Origin of the sequence: Sinorhizobium prairiense, from assembly GCF_029201645.2 — a bacterium.
Classification (GTDB): domain Bacteria; phylum Pseudomonadota; class Alphaproteobacteria; order Rhizobiales; family Rhizobiaceae; genus Sinorhizobium; species Sinorhizobium meliloti_A.
The window spans coordinates 35,202-51,638 of the sequence record NZ_CP104131.1 but is presented as its reverse complement, the minus strand read 5'-3'; the positions used below and the strand labels follow the sequence as shown (position 1 = coordinate 51,638).

Sequence of the window (16,437 nt, the reverse complement as noted above, 5' to 3'; positions counted from 1 at the left end):
ACCTCATCCGCGCTCGTATTTTCCGACCTTCTGTTCGATGGCACCGAAAATCGAATGGCCGGTTCGATCCTTCATCTCGATGCGGACGACATCGCCGAATTTCAGGAACTGCGTTTTCGGTGATCCGCCTTCGATCGTCTCGATCATGCGCAATTCGGCGATGCACGAATAGCCGGCCCCGCCTTCGGAAACCGGCCTGCCCGGCCCGCCCTCGAGCTTGTTGGAAACGGTGCCCGAGCCGATGATCGTGCCGGCCGAAAGGGGCCTCGTTCGCGCGGCATGCACGATCAGCTGCGGGAAATCGAAGGTCATGTCGATGCCGCCATTGGCTCGCCCGAAAGGCTCGCCATTGAGATCGACGTGGAGCGGCAGATGCAGCTTCCCGCCATCCCAGGCTTCGCCGAGTTCCTCCGGCGTCACGGCGACCGGCGAGAAGGCGGAAGACGGCTTCGATTGATAGAAGCCGAAACCCTTGGCGAGTTCTCCAGGAATGAGGCCGCGCAGGGAGACGTCGTTGACGAGCATGACGAGGCGGATCGCGGCCCTTGCTTCCTCGAGCGTCGCGCCCGTGGGCACGTCGTCGACGATGACAGCAATTTCGCCTTCCATATCGATGCCCCAGGCATCGTCGGCCATAAGGATCGGATCTCGTGGGCCGAGGAAACTGTCGGAACCGCCCTGATAGATCAGCGGATCGGTCCAGAAACTTGCCGGCATCTCGGCATTGCGCGCCTTTCGGACGAGCTCGACATGATTTACATAGGCCGAACCGTCCGCCCACTGAAAGGCGCGCGGCAGCGGCGAGGCTGCGTCGTGCTCATGGAATCGCATGGTCGGCTGCGCTCCGGTCTCGATCCCCTCGGCGACGCGCTCCAGCCGCGGACCCGCATGCGCCCAGTCGTCAAGCGCCGCCTGCAGCGTGCGGGCGATATGACCGACCTCCGAGCAGCGGGTCAGATCTTTCGAGACCACGACGAGCTTGCCGTCGCGGGTGGAATCTTTCAGCGTTGCGAGTTTCATGGAGTGGTGTTCCCGATGCGTTGTTGATTCTCGCCGGGGCGGCGCGGATATTGCAGCATGTCACGGTTCGGCGGCGGAAGTCACTTGATTCCCGGCGTGCCGTCGAATTTCCGTTCGAGGCCGGACCAGCAATCCATGTAATCGTCCTGCAGCGTCTCGAGCTCTGCCGCAAACGTCGTCAGCTGCTGGGGGAAGCGGGTCTCGAACATGAATGCCATGGTGTTGTCGAGCTTCACCGGCTTCAGCTCGCCGTTCGACGCCTTCTCGAAGCCGGAGAAGTCCGGTCCGTGCGCCAGCATCATGTTGTGCAGGCTCATGCCGCCCGGAACGAATCCTTCCTCCTTGGCGTCGTAGCGCCCGTAGATCAGCCCCATGAACTCGCTCATGATGTTGCGGTGATACCAGGGCGGGCGGAACGTATGCTCGGCGACCAGCCAGCGGGGCGGGAATAGGACGAAGTCTACATTGGCCGTCCCCTCCTCTCCGGAAGGGGCCGTCAACACCGTGAAGATGGACGGATCGGGATGGTCGAACAGGATCGCGCCGACCGGCGAGAAGGTCTTGAGGTCGTATTTGTAGGGCGCGTAATTGCCGTGCCAGGCGACGACGTCGAGCGGCGAATGGCCGATCTCGACCATATGGAAGGAGCCGCACCACTTCACCTGGACCCGGCAGGGCGTTTCCTTGTCCTCATAAGCGGCGACCGGCGTCTTGAAGTCGCGCGGATTGGCGAGGCAATTGGCGCCGATCGGGCCGCGATCCGGGAGCGTGAACTTCGCGCCGTAATTCTCGCAGATGTACCCGCGCCAGACCTTCTCCTCTCCGAGGCGCGTGACCTTGAACATCATGCCGCGCGGTACGAGGCAGATTTCCGACGGCTCGACCTCCATCCTGCCGAGTTCGGTGAAAACCTGGATCGCGCCCGTTTCCGGAACGATCAGCAGCTCGCCGTCGGCGTTGAAAAAGTAGTCGTCCACCATGTCGGCATTGAAGGCATAGGCATGCGCGGCCATGCCGGCTTGCGTCAGCGCGTCGCCCGCCGTCGTCATGGTGCGGATGCCTTGAAGAAACGTCAGGCTCTCCGGGGGCGCCGGCAAAGGACTCCAGCGCAACTGCCCGAGCGCCAGGGAATGCTCGCCCACATGCGGCGCCGTCTTCCAATGCGGATAGTCGATCTTGCGGAAACGCCCGGTGTGGCGGACGCTCGGTCGGATACGGTAGAGCCAGGAGCGCTCGTTGGTGCCGCGCGGCGCCGTAAAGGGTGAGCCGGACAGCTGTTCGGCATAAAGGCCGTAATTGCATTTCTGCGGGCTGTTCTGCCCCTGCGGGAGCGCCCCAGGCAGGCTTTCCGTCTCGAAGTCGTTGCCGAATCCAGGCATATAGCCGGCTGTGCGCTGCTGACCCGAACCTACTCGCCGCTGTTTTTCCGCCTTCTCCAACATGGCTTGAGCCTCCTCTTCTCTTCGCTATATTAGTTACAATCGTAACTATCGATTTTGTAACTATCAAGGAAGGAAGGCCATGGCCGAAGAGCGGTTCGAACTGGAGAACTTCCTGCCATATCGGCTGAACCGGGCGGCGGAATTCGTCGCCTTGCGCTTTGCCGCACAATACAAAGCGCGTTACCAGCTGACGCGGCCGGAATGGCGAACGCTTGCGGCACTCGGCAGCTCCCGCCGCAGCATGACGGCAACCGAAATCGGCGCGCACTCCGCCATGCACAAGACGAAAGTAAGCCGCGCGGTCTTCAGCCTCGAGCAGCGCCGCTGGTTGAAGCGCGAGCAGGACGGACGAGACCGCCGTTTCGAGCATCTGGCGCTGACGCCGGCAGGTCGGCAGGCCTTTAGGGAGCTGACGGAGCTTGCGAGCGACTATCAAACGGAGCTGCATTCCGTGCTTGGGGCAGAGAATATGGAGGCGCTTTCGCAGGGCCTGGGCGCCGTGGAACGGGCGATGAATAATCTCTAGCGAGGCCCTTCCCTAGCGCTGCCGCCTACCCCTTCATCCGCGCCGGTATCGGCAGACCCTCGAAACTCTTGAGCGTCTCCAGCACGATCGATGTCTTGACGTGCTGCACGCTGTCATGCGGCAGCAGGACCTCGTTGACGAAACGGGAGAGCCCGGCAAGATCCGGCGTCACGACGCGCAGGTGGTAGTCCATTTCACCGGTCAGCGCATAGGCCTCCAGCACCTCCGGCAGAGCCGAGACGAGATTGCCGAAACGCTTGGCATTGTCGCGATTATGCGTGGCCAGCGTGACTGAAATCACCACCATCAGATCAAGCCCCAGCTTCTGACGGTCGATCTGCGCCTGATAGCCGGTGATGAACCCTTCCGCCTCCAGGCGCGTACGCCGGCGCGAACATTGCGAAGGAGACAGCGCGACGCGCTCGGACAATTCATTGTTGGTCAGATGACCGTCGCGCTGCAGTTCACTCAGGATCTTGAGGTCGAATCCGTCAAGCAGCTCCATTCCTGCACCCTCAAACGCTTCTCTGCACAATTCATGCGCCGATCATCGTGAATCGCGCAAGAATACAAGCACCATGCATCGGAACTGCGCCATAATCCAGCAGAGTTTGGAGGATAAGAGGAGACTGACGATGGGCCCGTTCCCCCATGACGCACCGCCGCCGGCGATTTCGGCGGAAAACCCCGCCGGGACGGACGGTTTCGAGTTTGTGGAGTTCGCCCACCCCGAGCCGGAGAAGCTTGCGGAGCTCTTCGGACGCATGGGCTATTCGCCGGTCGCCAGGCACAAGACCAAGGACATCACCGTCTGGCGGCAGGGCGATATCAACTATGTCCTGAACGCGGAGGCCGGATCGCATGCCATGCGCTTCGTTGGCGAGCACGGGCCCTGCGCCCCCTCGATGGCCTGGCGCGTCGTCGACGCGAAGCATGCCTTCGAACATGCCGTTGCCAAAGGCGCCGAAGCCTATACCGGCAGCGACAAGTGCCTGGACGTGCCGGCGATCGTCGGCATCGGCGGCTCGCTTCTCTATTTCGTGGAAACCTACGGCGAAAAGGGATCAGCCTACGACGCCGAGTTCGAATGGCTGAGCGAGCGTGATCCGAAGCCGGCCGGAGTCGGCTTCTACTATCTCGACCACCTGACCCACAACGTCTATCGCGGCAACATGGACAAGTGGTGGGCCTTCTACCGCGAACTGTTCAATTTCAAGCAAATCCATTTCTTCGACATCGATGGCCGCATCACCGGCCTCGTCAGTCGGGCGATTACCTCGCCCTGCGGCAAGATCCGCATTCCCCTGAACGAATCGAAGGACGACACGAGCCAGATCGAAGAATATCTGAAGAAGTACAAAGGCGAAGGCATCCAGCACATCGCCGTCGGTACCGAGGCGATCTACGATGCGACCGACAAGCTCGCCGCAAACGGTCTGAAGTTCATGCCGGGGCCGCCGGAAACCTATTATGAAATGTCCCATCAGCGTGTTCACGGACACGACGAGCCGATCGACCGGATGAAGACACACGGCATCCTGATCGATGGCGAGGGCGTGGTGAATGGCGGCATGACGAAGATCCTGCTGCAGATCTTCTCGCGAACGGTGATCGGTCCGATCTTCTTCGAATTCATCCAGCGCAAGGGCGACGAAGGCTTCGGCGAGGGCAATTTCCGCGCATTGTTCGAATCGATCGAAGCCGACCAAATCCGGCGCGGCGCCCTTGGCCACGAGGCCGCGGAATAGCGGCTGCGCCGCAGAGACGCCGCGCGGCAGCCCGCGCGTCAAGGCCTGTTGAGATTCCGGCCACCCGCCGCCGCTTGCTTGATCGCCTTATCCCTGTGCTCGTCACAGGGATAAGGCGGAGAGGGTGCGGTCCCTCGGCGCGCTTCATAAACCGCGAAGATAATGAGGCGGCGCGGAAAGTCGCGGGTCACGCCCGTGTACAGCGTCCCGCTTCGCTTCGATGTAGTAGCCGCACATCCCGATCCCTCATTCCTGTGCTTGTCACAGGAATCCAGCCAGGCCAAGTCCTTGGGCTGAAAGAACGCTTCCCGCGCCGCAGACGCGGCGCTGCTGGATCTCTGTGACAGGTACAGAGATGAGGATGAGGAGAGATTGCAGCCCTCCGAAAAGTTCCCTACAGCGCCGCGCGTCTTATCAGACGCGCAAAGGTCGCTATTAGCACCTTGGACTGCTCAAGGCTCTGACGGTCAGTTGCGCCAGCGCGTCGGCGACGGCGTGCGGGAAGGGCCCACGCCTCCGTCGTTTCTGAAATAGCGGGAGGCCGCCTCGGTGCGATTGCGCACGTTCATCTTCTTGTAGATGTTGCGCACATGCACCTTGACGGTGTTTTCGGACAGTCCGAGGCGATCTGCGATGATCTTGTTCTGCGTGCCCATGCAGATGAGATCGAGAATCTGGATTTCGCGTGTCGTGAGGACGACCTGGCCGCCAAATCCTTTCCCGCGCTCCGGATCGACACTTTCAGAAGCCGTCTCGTTCGGGGTGGCGAGGTCCCGCTCTCCAGGATTCTTCGGCGCAAGGCGCCTGAGCAGTGCGGCGGGAAAATGTTCGCCGCCCTTCATCAGGAGGTCGATGGCGGTAAGGCAAACGTCGAGGTGGAGATTCAGGGGCAACACGCCGTGGATCATCCCCTCCTCGACCAGATGCGAAACCGACGCGTCGATCCCTTCCGCGTTTTCGACCAGCAGACCGACGGCCGCTTTCGGGTGGAACTCATGAATCATCCTGATGATCGATGGAAAGTTCGCCATGGGCACGCGGTAGAGCATGACCAGCGTCACACCTACGAGGTTGCCGTCCAGAAGGCTGTCGGCGTCCGAAAGCCGCACCACTTCCTGGTCCTGAAAGCGTGCGCCGATCGCCTGGGTCAGACACTCGGCGAAGAGGTCCGTCCTGGCTAGCATGACTATTTTGCTTTTTTTCGGTAAAACACTTTTGCTGTCTTCGAACCCGCCCAACCCCGAACTCGCACGATACATTATCCCCTCCTCGGACTTCCCCTTGGTTTTTACGGGTTTTTTACCCATGGTGGAGAAAGGCCCGCGTTGTGAAAATTGCTTGGATTAAAAAAATTTCTCGAAAAAAAGAATTTATATTGGCTAATGTATCGTAAATATGGGGGATGTAAAACCGCCCAAAAGGATTAGGTGGCGGCCACAATCCTGTCTAAATCGTTCAAGAACGAACCAATTTTGGGCGAATCCGCGAAAATCGTGCGGGATCGGCGACGCCACTCGCGCCTTTCGCCGTACCCTCGCTTTTGAGGGGTGCACCGCACCCTGCGCCTCGTCAGACCCGGATGGTCTTCGTAGTAACTCGGACAAGCATTCGCCACTCCGTCCGACGAGGTCGCTACTCACATCGGGTTATCGCGAAGGTAATGCGGGCGCGGCCAATTCGGTCGATCGCGTGCTGAGGCAGATGTCCGACGCACTTTCCGCCAAGGAACCCTGCAGCCGGCCTTCGCTCAGCAATCCAAGCGTGCCGGGGCAAACGAACTGCACATTTGAGATCGCGATTGTCGAGTATTTTCAGTCCTTTATCTGAGCGCCTCGATCGAGGTACATGCGCAGGCATGGCGAGTCGATCGCGAGCTGCACTCGAAACGAGTGCGTCGGTTGCCGCGCAGCGAATATTGAGCGACAAATCCGAGACGGGCCGGTGCCGAGTCTCATAACCACAATAGGTAGCTTTCACTTGACTGCGTTCCAGATCACACTCCAATGGTCGCACCAACATTCTGTGCGTCTTCGATCATTGTTTCGCGTAGAAGATCGGAAATATAGATACTTACGTTTATATGACAAATATTATGACTATTCGTTACCATACGTAGGAATTTAGGCGCTTTGTATCGCGCTGAAATGATATTGCAAGCAGAGACGGAACATTCATTTCCGCTAAACCGCCAAAAGAGCCAGCGCCTCAAGAATCCTATAAAAGATGAAGGGTTTCGGTGCTGGCTCCCCCTCTTATGAGGAAGTGCTTATGCCCGATTCCTCACAGAAGAATCTTGGGCTCCACGACAACTTCAGTGCCGATGACGAGCTGAAGACGGGTGCGCTTGCCGATGGCGTAGCGATGAACACGTCCAGCAGGTCGGTTGCCGGTGGCAGCACCAGTCTCACCGAGACCGCCGGGGGTGACTTTGCCTTCTCCCTCGGCGATGGCTTTTCCTTTTCCCTGAATGTCGACAATGTTCTGGGCAACGGCGCCAGCATCTACGAAGCCGGGTTCAGCCTGGCCCAGGCCAATAGCCTGGCTGATCAGGACCGCGCTTATGACGTCGGCAAGAGCGGCAATACCGATCCCGGCACAGGCAGCGGAGAACCTGGTGGCGACGGCCTCACCACGGACGGTTGGGATCTCAAGGGCGACGAGGGTGCATCCCACCCCTCGACGGAGACGCCGCCAGGCCAGGCAAGTCCGGACTTCCACCACGAAATCGTCCAGGGCGCGAACCTTCTCAGCAACGCCGACGTCAGCACCACCGTTGGCGATCCGGGCGTGACCCCGGCGGGGTCGGATAGCGACCTTGAATGAACGACCGGATGCACCGGCCGTGCTGGATATCGACCGCGGGCGAAAGCCAGCACGTTTCCTTCAATCGTATCCGTTTGAAGAAAAAATGAGGTTTAAGGCACCCTTTGCTGCGGAAAGGGGAAGGATTGGACGATGCATTCGGAGAAGATCAACGAGATCGTTGCGCATTTCATAGGGCTGTTCAACACGGCGATCGATGACGCGCGTATAAGATTTGAATACCTGCAGGGATATGAAACCCCGAAGACTGCGCAAAAGGAGGACTCCGACTACGTGCAGTCGCCTGATTTCCGGTCTGACTTCGCGTTGGAAAGCTACGACCCCGAGATCTCCTACGAACTCCGGGCTTACGACATCGCCCGGCTCGACTCCGCCGATCATGCCGCCCCGTCACGGCATCACCTCGACCAACCGGCCGCCGCGGCGCAAGCCGGACAGGTGGATGTCCGGTCCACGGAGGACCACGGCATTTCCGGCAACGGCCCCGAAGCGTCGGATACGATGCCTCCTGCGGGTCCCGACGCGGGCTTCAGCCATATCTATCAGGCAAGCACCCTTCATGACGACGATGTCGTGAACCTGACCGGCATGCTTGCGGAGCCGCGCAACCTGACGCATGTCGACCAGACGCTCGAAGGCTTTCTCGCGGAAGCCCTTGAAGCCTCGCCCTTCGCGCAGATCGGCGCCGCCGATGCGCCCGCCTCTTTCGCCGCAGTGGCTGCGAACCTTGAAGCACTTGCCTCCCTGGCGGGGGCCAGCCAACAGGCCGTTCCGGCCGCGCCCGCGACAGGCGGACCGGAGGATCTCCCGCAAGCCGCCTCTCCGGACGAATTGGTGAAGAACGAGGCGGGCGATGCCGTTCTCATCGCAGAACGCATCGAGGGCACCTATGTCAACGGCACCCCCGCCGACGCCGCGCCGGAACTGCGCGACAATCTCCCCGGGCGAGAGCACACTGCTCACCCCGCCGGGACGCCCCTCGACAAGCCGCTCCAGAACGGCGAGCTCGACATCCATGCGGGGACCAATGTCGTCGCCAATGTTGCCAGCGTCGTCGGCGCAGTCGAGGCCCCACCCGTGACCGCCGTGATGGGTGACTACCACCAAATCGATGTCATCTCGCAATCGTACGTCTATGCCGACAGGGACACGCTCGACGGCGCGATCTCCGGCACATGCGCGACGATGACCACGACCGTCGCACTGAACATAGCAAGCTTCGGTGGCGGAGAAACCGGGGCATGCCTGCCCCAGGAAGCGGAGATTCCGGCCGAATCTTCGACATTCCCGACAAGCTGGCGCGTGAACGTCGTCGAAGGCGATCTTTCCATCGTCCATTGGGTCGAGCAGTACAACTTCGCCAGCGACAATGACAGCCTGACCGTCACCAGGACGGGTGCGGAGACGACCGTGCTCAGCGGCGGCAACACGGCAGTGAACGTCGCATCGTTTCTCGGCATTGCCGAGCATTACGATTTGATCCTCGTCGGCGGCCGGCTGATCGATCTCGACGTCATCAGCCAGATCTCCATCCTCTACGACAATGACGACATCGCAGGCGTATCCGCCGGCAAAGGCATCGCGCTGGACACGGGCGGCAATCTCGTCTGGAACATGGCCTCGATCGGAAACGTGAGCTCCGGCGTCCGCTTCGAGGCGATGCCGGACTACTTTCATGAGGCCGCCGACCAGATGCACGAGGGCGACGGCACATTGCCGGACGAACTCCTGCGCGACAATGCTTTCGAAGACTATGCCGACCTGCACATCCTGTTCATCACCGGCAATCTCTATGACGTCACGATCGTCCAACAGGTCAGCATTCTCGGCGACGCCGACGCCGTCTCGTTTGCCGCGGGCAAGTTGCTCGAAGACGGACCGGAGGCCTCGGTCGCGGTGCATACGGGAAACAATGGCGTCTTCAATGTCGCGGAGATCATCGACTCCGGCGGGACGACCTATGTCGGCGGCGAGACCTATTCCGACGCAGTGCTCATCCAATCGGGAATCGTCGACGGAATGCCGGACCTTCAGCGGGAAAGTGGCGGTCTGACGACCGAACTCATCGCCTTTATCGGCGAGGATACGGCGCCGCAGGGCGGAGACATGGACGGCGATCACGGCACCGACCTGTCCGGCAGCGAGTGGAGCGACGTCATGCATACGATACTGGCTTGAAGCCGATCCGCTTCGAGCTCTCAGGGTTGCACAGCTTCGAACGGAGATCCGTTGGACGGTCCTGACCGAAACTTCAAGGGCCAAGCGCAGGGGAGCGAGCATGAACGACATGTCGAAGTGGTATGCCGGGCGAGGCAAGCCGCAGCGCCAGGATGTCGCACGGCTGGAGCTGCCCGATATAGCCGAAGCGGAGGCTGTGGCACCCTTCGAAAGGCCGCCAGGGCCGAACGGAAAGGCAGACGCGGCAAGGTTCTCGGAGCAAAAGCAAGCATCGGCATCGGCCGATGCGTGCCGCGACGAGGGCGACGTTCCCAAGGTGGAAAGACGACAGGCCCCGGGACTGCCGCGAACGATCGAAAATGACCCGGGCCCGATGAAGCAGGACGACCTTCGCCCGGTTGAACGCAGCGCAACAGGTGAAGGGAAAGCGAGCGAAGACGGCGGCGGCAGGAGCACGCTTCACAAGCGCATGGGACCGGCGAACTTCGCTGCCAGCCTGCACAACGGCATGGCCGCTGTCCGGCGCAACATGCTGATCGTCATCGCTTTCACCCTGGCCATCAACGTCCTCGTCCTGGCCATCCCGATCTATTTGTTCCAGATCTCCGACCGGGTCCTGACGAGCCGCTCGCAGGACACGCTGGTCATGCTGACGGTCGCCGTGCTCGGCGCCGTGGCGCTCCAGGTCATTCTCGACGCGATCCGCCGCTTCATCCTGATGCGCACCGCCGTCGAAATCGAGGTCCAGCTCGGCACACCGATCCTCAGTGCGGCAGCCCGGGCCTCGCTGCACGGAAGCGGCCGGGACTACCAGATATTGGGCGACCTGCAGCAGCTTCGCGCCTTCATCACCTCCGGCACGCTCACCGCTTTCCTCGACGCTCCACTGACACCGCTCTTCGTGGTCGTGGTCTACCTCATACAGCCACAACTCGGCATGATCGTCATCCTGTGTTGTACGGTTCTGATCGTCATCGCCTATCTCAATCAGAAAGCGACGACAAAACCATTCAGCGAAGCCAATGCCTCCCTCGGCCGGGCCAATTTCCATCTCGATTCGATGGCCCGCAACGCCCAGATCATCAATGCGCTGGCGATGATTCCGGAAGCAGTCAGAATGTGGGGCCAGGAGACGGCGGCCTCGCTCAAGGCGCAGGTCTACGCCCAGGACCGCAACATAATCTTCACCGGCGCATCCAGGGCCGTGCGGATGTTCACCCAGGTGGCGCTTCTCGGCTGGGGAGCGCATCTGGCGATGGAAGGGCAACTGACCGGCGGCATGGTGATCGCCGCTTCGATCATTGCCGGGCGTGCGCTCGCGCCCGTCGAAGGAGCCATCGAGGGCTGGAACCAGCTCAATCACTCCCGCGCCGCCTATCAGCGCATCAGGCAGCTCTTGCTCACCTCGCCCTTGAACTTCCCGCGGCTGCGCCTGCCGAAGCCGGAAGGCAGGCTCGACGTCGAGCGCATCCTCTTCGTCCCGCCGCCGCAGAAGCGGGTGATCCTGAACGGCATCTCCTTTTCGCTGGCAAAGGGGGAATCGCTTGCGGTCATCGGCAATTCCGGCTCCGGCAAGACCACCCTCGGCAAGATGCTGGTCGGCTCGATTCTGCCCACATCCGGCAGTGTACGCCTCGATCTCATGGATCTGCGCAACTGGGATCAGCGCCAGTTCGGCGAAAGCATCGGCTACCTTCCCCAGGACGTTCAGCTCTTTCCGGGAACGATCAAGGCCAATATCTGCCGCATGCGCGAGGATGTGGACGATAGCATGGTTTATGAGGCGGCGGTGCTCGCCGACGTGCACGAACTGATCGCAACTTTTCCGCAAGGCTACGAGACCGTGGTCGCCGCTGACGGCGCCCCGCTGTCGGGCGGTCAGAAACAGCGCATAGCTCTGGCGCGCGCCTTCTTCGGCAACCCGAAATTCGTCGTCCTCGACGAGCCGAATTCGAACCTCGACAGCAATGGCGAGGCCGCACTTGCCCGCGCGCTGGTGCATGCGAGGAAGGAGGGCATCACCACCGTCACCATCACGCAGCGCCCTGCTCTCCTGCAATGTGTCGACAAGATCATGGTGCTGCACGAAGGCACCGTGGCGATGTTCGGCGCCCGAAACGAGGTGCTCGCCGCGCTTGGCGCAAAGGCCGAAGGCGACCGCGGGCAATCCCGCATTCACGGAGACTGACGATGCAAAGCGACAGGCGGAGCACCGAACCTCGAAATCCGGCGGAGTGGTATGCCGAGGTCCCCCGGTCGATCAGGCGCCACAGTCTGGTTGGCCTGGCGCTGATCGCGATCTCCTTCGGCGGCTTCGGCTACTGGGCTTTCGCGGCACCGCTCGCCGCGGCAATCATCGCCCAGGGAAGCTTCGTCGCCAACGGCAACAACAAGATCGTCCAGCATCTGGAGGGCGGCATCATCGAGGAACTGCTGGTCGCCGAGGGCGACAAGGTCAAGGCCGGCGACATTCTCGTGAAGCTCGATCAGACGGTCGCCCGGGCCAACGCCCGTATGCTCAACCTCAAGCGTCTCCGCCTCGAGGCAGTCGTCGGCCGGCTGAGAGCGGAGGCGGTGGGCGAAGATGCCTTCAGCGTACCCGAAATCGTCGCCCGGCAGGCCGACGATCCCGACATTCGCGCCATCATGGAAAGCCAGAACGTCAATTTTCAGAGCAAGAAGATCAAGCTGCGCGACCAGCTGAACCTGATCGACCAGAACATTCGTTCGCTTGAATTCCGGGCCAGGGGATACGCTCTGCAGCAGGCATCGTTCAATCGGCAGCTGGAGATTCTCAACGAGGAGCGTGAGGCCAAGAGCAAGCTCGCCGACAAGGGCCTGATCCGGCGCCCGGAACTCATGGCGTTGGACCGCGCGATCGCCGATGCGATCGGCGAGATCGGCCGGCTCGAATCCGAGGTCAAGGAGAGCTACACGCAGATAGACCGCTACCGACAGGAGGCGGTCATCGCCGTCAATACCAACAAACAGGCGGCGCTCGACGGCCTCGAAGCGGCCGAGGCCGATCTCGACAGCGTACGCGAGCAGGTTCGGGAGGCGTCCGAAGTGCTCGGCCGCGCCACCATCCGTTCGCCTGTCGACGGCACCGTCGTACGCAGCTATTTCCACACGGCCGGTGGCGTCATCGCAAGCGGAAAGCCGATCATGGAGATCCTGCCGGCCAATGTGCCGCTGATCATCGAGGCGCAGCTGCTGCGCACCGCCATCGATCAGCTCAAGGTCGGCGAAGACGCCACGATCCGGCTTTCGGCACTCAACCGCCGCACGACGCCGGTGCTGAAAGGCAAGGTCTTCTACGTCTCGGCGGATTCGATCGAGGAGGAAGTAGCCGGCGGCCAGCAGCGCGACGTCTATATCGTGCGCGTCGAAGTGCCGGCGAGCGAGATCGGACGCATCCACGGCTTCCACCCCGTGCCCGGAATGCCGGCCGAAGTGCTGATCACCACCTCGGAGCGCACCTTCTTTGAGTATCTGACGAAGCCCATCACAGACAGCATGTCGCGCGCGTTCAAGGAGACCTGAATGCAGGACGTCTATGGAAGCCGGTTTCGATCGGCGGAATATGCAAGTGCGCAAATCCGGTTCCGGCGCATCATTCTCGGGACCGCTTGGAGATCGCCATGGCGGCTGCACAGGATGTGCTTTTGCTCGTTGGTCGCCTGAACTACGTGTGGACCAACACCGAAAGCCTGCTCATCTACGTGATCGCCCACCTTCTGGGGTGGAAAAGGACGCGGCCATCGTCGTTTTCCTGACGCTGAATACGACCCGCGCCCGAATCGATCTGACAGAGCGCCTGGCGAAGCTGCCGCGGATCCCGGCGGCGACTCGCGACGAGGTGCTCGCCATTACCGTGCGGCTGAAGCAGCAATCGAAGATGCGCAACAAGTACAATCATTGCATCTACTCCGTCGACGAGCAGGGCGAGATTTCGAGCACGCAGTTGATGCGGCTCGTCGAAGGCGAGAAGGACGTGCGCTACGGCAAGGTCGAACAGCTCGATGCCCGCGAGTTGGCGCGTCTCGACAATGCGGTTCGCGAGATCACCGATATCAGCAGACGTCTGTGGACGTTCATTCGATCGAGACCGAACTTCGACGAGCGCTCGATATAGGGGAGCAGCCGAATACCGGCACTCGGTAGTTGTCCTTCGCAGTTGGACGGTGTATACTGAACAGAAGCATTATTGTATTCAATTATTCACTAACGTAACGATTTTGGCGCGTATCGAGTATATTGCCGCAAAGAGACGACAATGACAGTCCACGTTATCGACTGCATCGAAGAATTTAAAAAAAATCATAGAAACTGGAACAAGATATATCGTTCAGATCCGGAAGCGCACGCTTTTCTCTCCTGGCCCTGGCTGCAGGAATACCTTCCGCACCGCGAGAGGTGGCTCATTCTGGCCTGGAAACACCGCGCCGCCGGAAAACGGTACGACGCGTTCCTGCCGCTCGAGCTGGCGACCTCTCAGGACGAGGACACGGGTCTCTTCGTCGACGAAATTCTGATGATCGGCAATCACGGAACCGGACGCACCGGCTTTCTCTGCGCACCTGGCCTTGAAAGCGAGGCGGCGGACGCATTCGCCGGCATCCTCGCGTCCGAAAACTGGACAAGCATCCGGTTCGACCGCTGCGGCGCGGCCTCGGCGCGGCTCGAACGGTTGCTCGATGCCTTTCCCGAAGGGGAGTTTGCGCGCGTCGACCCCGCCGACGAGGGAGAGAGGATCGACGCCTGCGGGCGTCGCCTCCGCAGTATGCTTCTCAGAACCCTCACGGGCAGGAACCTGCGCGACTGCCTCAATCGCCGCAGCCTGGGCATCGTCTTGGAGCGGGCGGTGGCGCTGCACGCCTTTGGCGACTTCGACGGAGCCGAAGCGGGCTATCGGCAGTTGATCCGCACCGTTCCGGGACATGTCGAGGCGCGCTGTCGCCTTGCGCATCTCTTGAGCGACGTGGGCGAATATGGGGAGGCGGAGCATCTTTATCGCACTTTGCTGCCGGCAGTGCCGAACGCGGACGACGTTCTCCATTGGCTCGGCGACACGCAAATGGCGCAGGCATTCTACCGCAAGGCGGGCAAGACGTTTCAAGAGCTGCTTGCCCGCTACCCGCATCGAGGCATCCTGCGCTACAAACTCGCGGTCGCGCGCTTGGCTTCGGGCCAAAGGGATGCCGCTGTCGCCACCTTCCAGAGCTTCCACGACATCGTATCCGATGACGCGAACCACGTGCTCTGCAAGACGAGGGCACAGGAGATCCTGACCCGCCTGAGGGGTGTCGCCGGCATGGAGGAGCAGGATGAGGAGCAGGAGCCCGAGCCGGAGCAGGAGACGCAGGCGCAGGAGGATGCGATTCGGTTGACGGCAGCTGCGCAGCCGCTCCTGACACCTCTGCTGCCCGCGGGCTCATCCGCCCATCTGCATGCGAAACCGTCGCCATATGGCTGGAAGGCCTCGAAATTGAAGCACTGAAACCGGTTTCTGTCTGCATCCCGCCACAGCGGCGCGTGCTGCCGGGGCGCGCCCGTCGCTGTGGCATCTCGATCATGTTGATCCGAAACCAACAGGTTGGAGCGGGATGCGGGCGGAAACCGCACACAGTTTTCCGCATCCCGCTCTGTTTTACGAACGCTTCTGAATGATCCCGTAGACGACGTTACGGTTCGCACCGAACTGCACGCGCGCTTCGATGGCTTCCCTGTCGGCGCTGGCATGAATGATCTGCCACATGTCGAACTCCGATCGAAGCAGCAGCGCCCAGTTCATGAAGGTTTCCATGTAGCCGTCGACATGGATGTCGCGCGCGAAATTGGCAAAGAGGAAGACCCCGTTGGGCTTCAGCATTTCCAGGCATCTCCGGGTGAGCTTCACCGCCACCTTTTCGGTGAGATAGTCGTAAAGCCCGGCGGCATAGATGAAATCGAACTGGCCGAGCTCCTGTGACCTGGTCAGAAGACTTTTGACCGACCCGTCGACTGCCTCGATGCGAGTTCCCATGAAGTCGCGCGCGATCGAACCGACGCTCAGCGGATCCTGATCGAGGGCGACCCACCGTTTCAGGCTCCCCTCCCGCAAGGCTGCCGAGCGGTTGGCCTCACGCAGGTGCCCGGCGGCGATCGTCAGGATCTCGGCCTCCCCTCCCCGTGTCGCCGCGATCTCGTCGACATGGCGCGTCAGCAGGTCGCGCCGCTCCCGCACGGCCACCGAAGATGAGGCGTCCTTCGTATAATCGTAGAGCGCTCGCCCGAGCGGCGTGGCCCTTGCCACATCCCCGGCAATGCTCGGATGTCCATAGATGAAGTCGAGCAACTGGGCGTCGCCGGAATAACCCCGGGGCTTTTCGAACGACCAGCGCGTAAACGGGTCCTGGAGGAAGAAGTCCGACACCGTGTGATTCTGGATCAGTGGTATCAGCTCCTGCCAGACGCTCGGCTGATGTTTATTGCGCACATCATGAAGAGACCCGGCAATCCGATGTATTATCTCCGCAGGGTCTCGCCGCTGCCCGAACTGTTGCTGCGCGATGTTCAGAATCAGCGCAATCTCGGCCTTTGCTGTCGCCAGCTGTTCTTCGTAAAACTCGATTCTCTGGGAATTGAATTCGGTTGCGATGGCGGCGGGCGTAATAAGGCTCTCGCCGTCTAGTACGATCTGAAATTGGCTCACGCGTGA

The 16,437-nt window shown here is 61.1% G+C and carries 12 protein-coding genes and 1 pseudogene; 8 read left to right on the top strand and 5 right to left on the bottom strand.

Going from position 1 to position 16,437, the window contains the following annotated elements:
- Positions 1-3: 3 nt before the first annotated feature.
- The gene (locus tag N0Q91_RS02925; RefSeq protein WP_275597287.1) at positions 4-1,020 is read right to left on the bottom strand and encodes a fumarylacetoacetate hydrolase family protein; all 1,017 of its coding nucleotides are present in this window, start codon (positions 1,018-1,020) and stop codon (positions 4-6) included.
- An 80-nt stretch (positions 1,021-1,100) separates the two neighbouring features.
- On the bottom strand, positions 1,101-2,462 hold the full coding sequence (hmgA, locus tag N0Q91_RS02920) for a homogentisate 1,2-dioxygenase (protein WP_127709199.1): 1,362 nt from the start codon (positions 2,460-2,462) through the stop codon (positions 1,101-1,103).
- Between the two features lie 79 nt (positions 2,463-2,541).
- Here hmgA and N0Q91_RS02915 point away from each other — a divergent pair, with 79 nt between their 5' ends.
- Entirely contained in the window at positions 2,542-2,988 is a 447-nt protein-coding gene (locus tag N0Q91_RS02915) for a MarR family winged helix-turn-helix transcriptional regulator (RefSeq protein WP_275597286.1), read from the top strand.
- A 25-nt stretch (positions 2,989-3,013) separates the two neighbouring features.
- Here N0Q91_RS02915 and N0Q91_RS02910 read toward each other — a convergent pair whose 3' ends face one another.
- Positions 3,014-3,493 (bottom strand): Lrp/AsnC family transcriptional regulator, encoded by a 480-nt coding sequence (locus N0Q91_RS02910; protein ID WP_018099355.1) that lies wholly within the window; start codon positions 3,491-3,493, stop codon positions 3,014-3,016.
- A 130-nt stretch (positions 3,494-3,623) separates the two neighbouring features.
- On the opposite strand from N0Q91_RS02910, the gene hppD reads away from it, so the two are divergent.
- Complete coding sequence (hppD, locus tag N0Q91_RS02905; protein ID WP_100672836.1) at positions 3,624-4,736, top strand: 4-hydroxyphenylpyruvate dioxygenase; 1,113 nt, start codon at positions 3,624-3,626, stop codon at positions 4,734-4,736.
- Positions 4,737-5,203: 467 nt separating this feature from the next.
- Here the strand turns inward: hppD and N0Q91_RS02900 are convergent, their stop codons facing one another.
- Complete coding sequence (locus tag N0Q91_RS02900) at positions 5,204-5,995, bottom strand: helix-turn-helix transcriptional regulator (protein WP_275597285.1); 792 nt, start codon at positions 5,993-5,995, stop codon at positions 5,204-5,206.
- Between the two features lie 1,009 nt (positions 5,996-7,004).
- On the opposite strand from N0Q91_RS02900, the gene N0Q91_RS02895 reads away from it, so the two are divergent.
- The 6 genes and pseudogenes from N0Q91_RS02895 to N0Q91_RS02870 all read left to right on the top strand — a co-directional run bounded on the left by N0Q91_RS02895 (position 7,005) and on the right by N0Q91_RS02870 (position 15,237).
- On the top strand, positions 7,005-7,559 hold the full coding sequence (locus N0Q91_RS02895; RefSeq protein WP_275597284.1) for a hypothetical protein: 555 nt from the start codon (positions 7,005-7,007) through the stop codon (positions 7,557-7,559).
- A gap of 132 nt (positions 7,560-7,691) precedes the next feature.
- Positions 7,692-9,737 (top strand): hypothetical protein, encoded by a 2,046-nt coding sequence (locus N0Q91_RS02890; RefSeq protein WP_275597283.1) that lies wholly within the window; start codon positions 7,692-7,694, stop codon positions 9,735-9,737.
- Positions 9,738-9,837: 100 nt separating this feature from the next.
- Entirely contained in the window at positions 9,838-11,925 is a 2,088-nt protein-coding gene (locus N0Q91_RS02885) for a type I secretion system permease/ATPase (RefSeq protein WP_275597282.1), read from the top strand.
- Between the two features lie 2 nt (positions 11,926-11,927).
- Positions 11,928-13,280, top strand: coding sequence for an HlyD family type I secretion periplasmic adaptor subunit (locus tag N0Q91_RS02880; protein WP_275597281.1), 1,353 nt, complete (start codon positions 11,928-11,930; stop codon positions 13,278-13,280).
- A gap of 98 nt (positions 13,281-13,378) precedes the next feature.
- Positions 13,379-13,872, top strand: a pseudogene (locus tag N0Q91_RS02875) (hypothetical protein).
- Between the two features lie 141 nt (positions 13,873-14,013).
- Positions 14,014-15,237, top strand: coding sequence for a tetratricopeptide repeat protein (locus tag N0Q91_RS02870; protein WP_275597280.1), 1,224 nt, complete (start codon positions 14,014-14,016; stop codon positions 15,235-15,237).
- Between the two features lie 150 nt (positions 15,238-15,387).
- On the opposite strand, the gene N0Q91_RS02865 is transcribed toward N0Q91_RS02870, so the two are convergent.
- The gene (locus N0Q91_RS02865) at positions 15,388-16,431 is read right to left on the bottom strand and encodes a class I SAM-dependent methyltransferase (RefSeq protein WP_275597279.1); all 1,044 of its coding nucleotides are present in this window, start codon (positions 16,429-16,431) and stop codon (positions 15,388-15,390) included.
- Positions 16,432-16,437 lie beyond the last annotated feature (6 nt).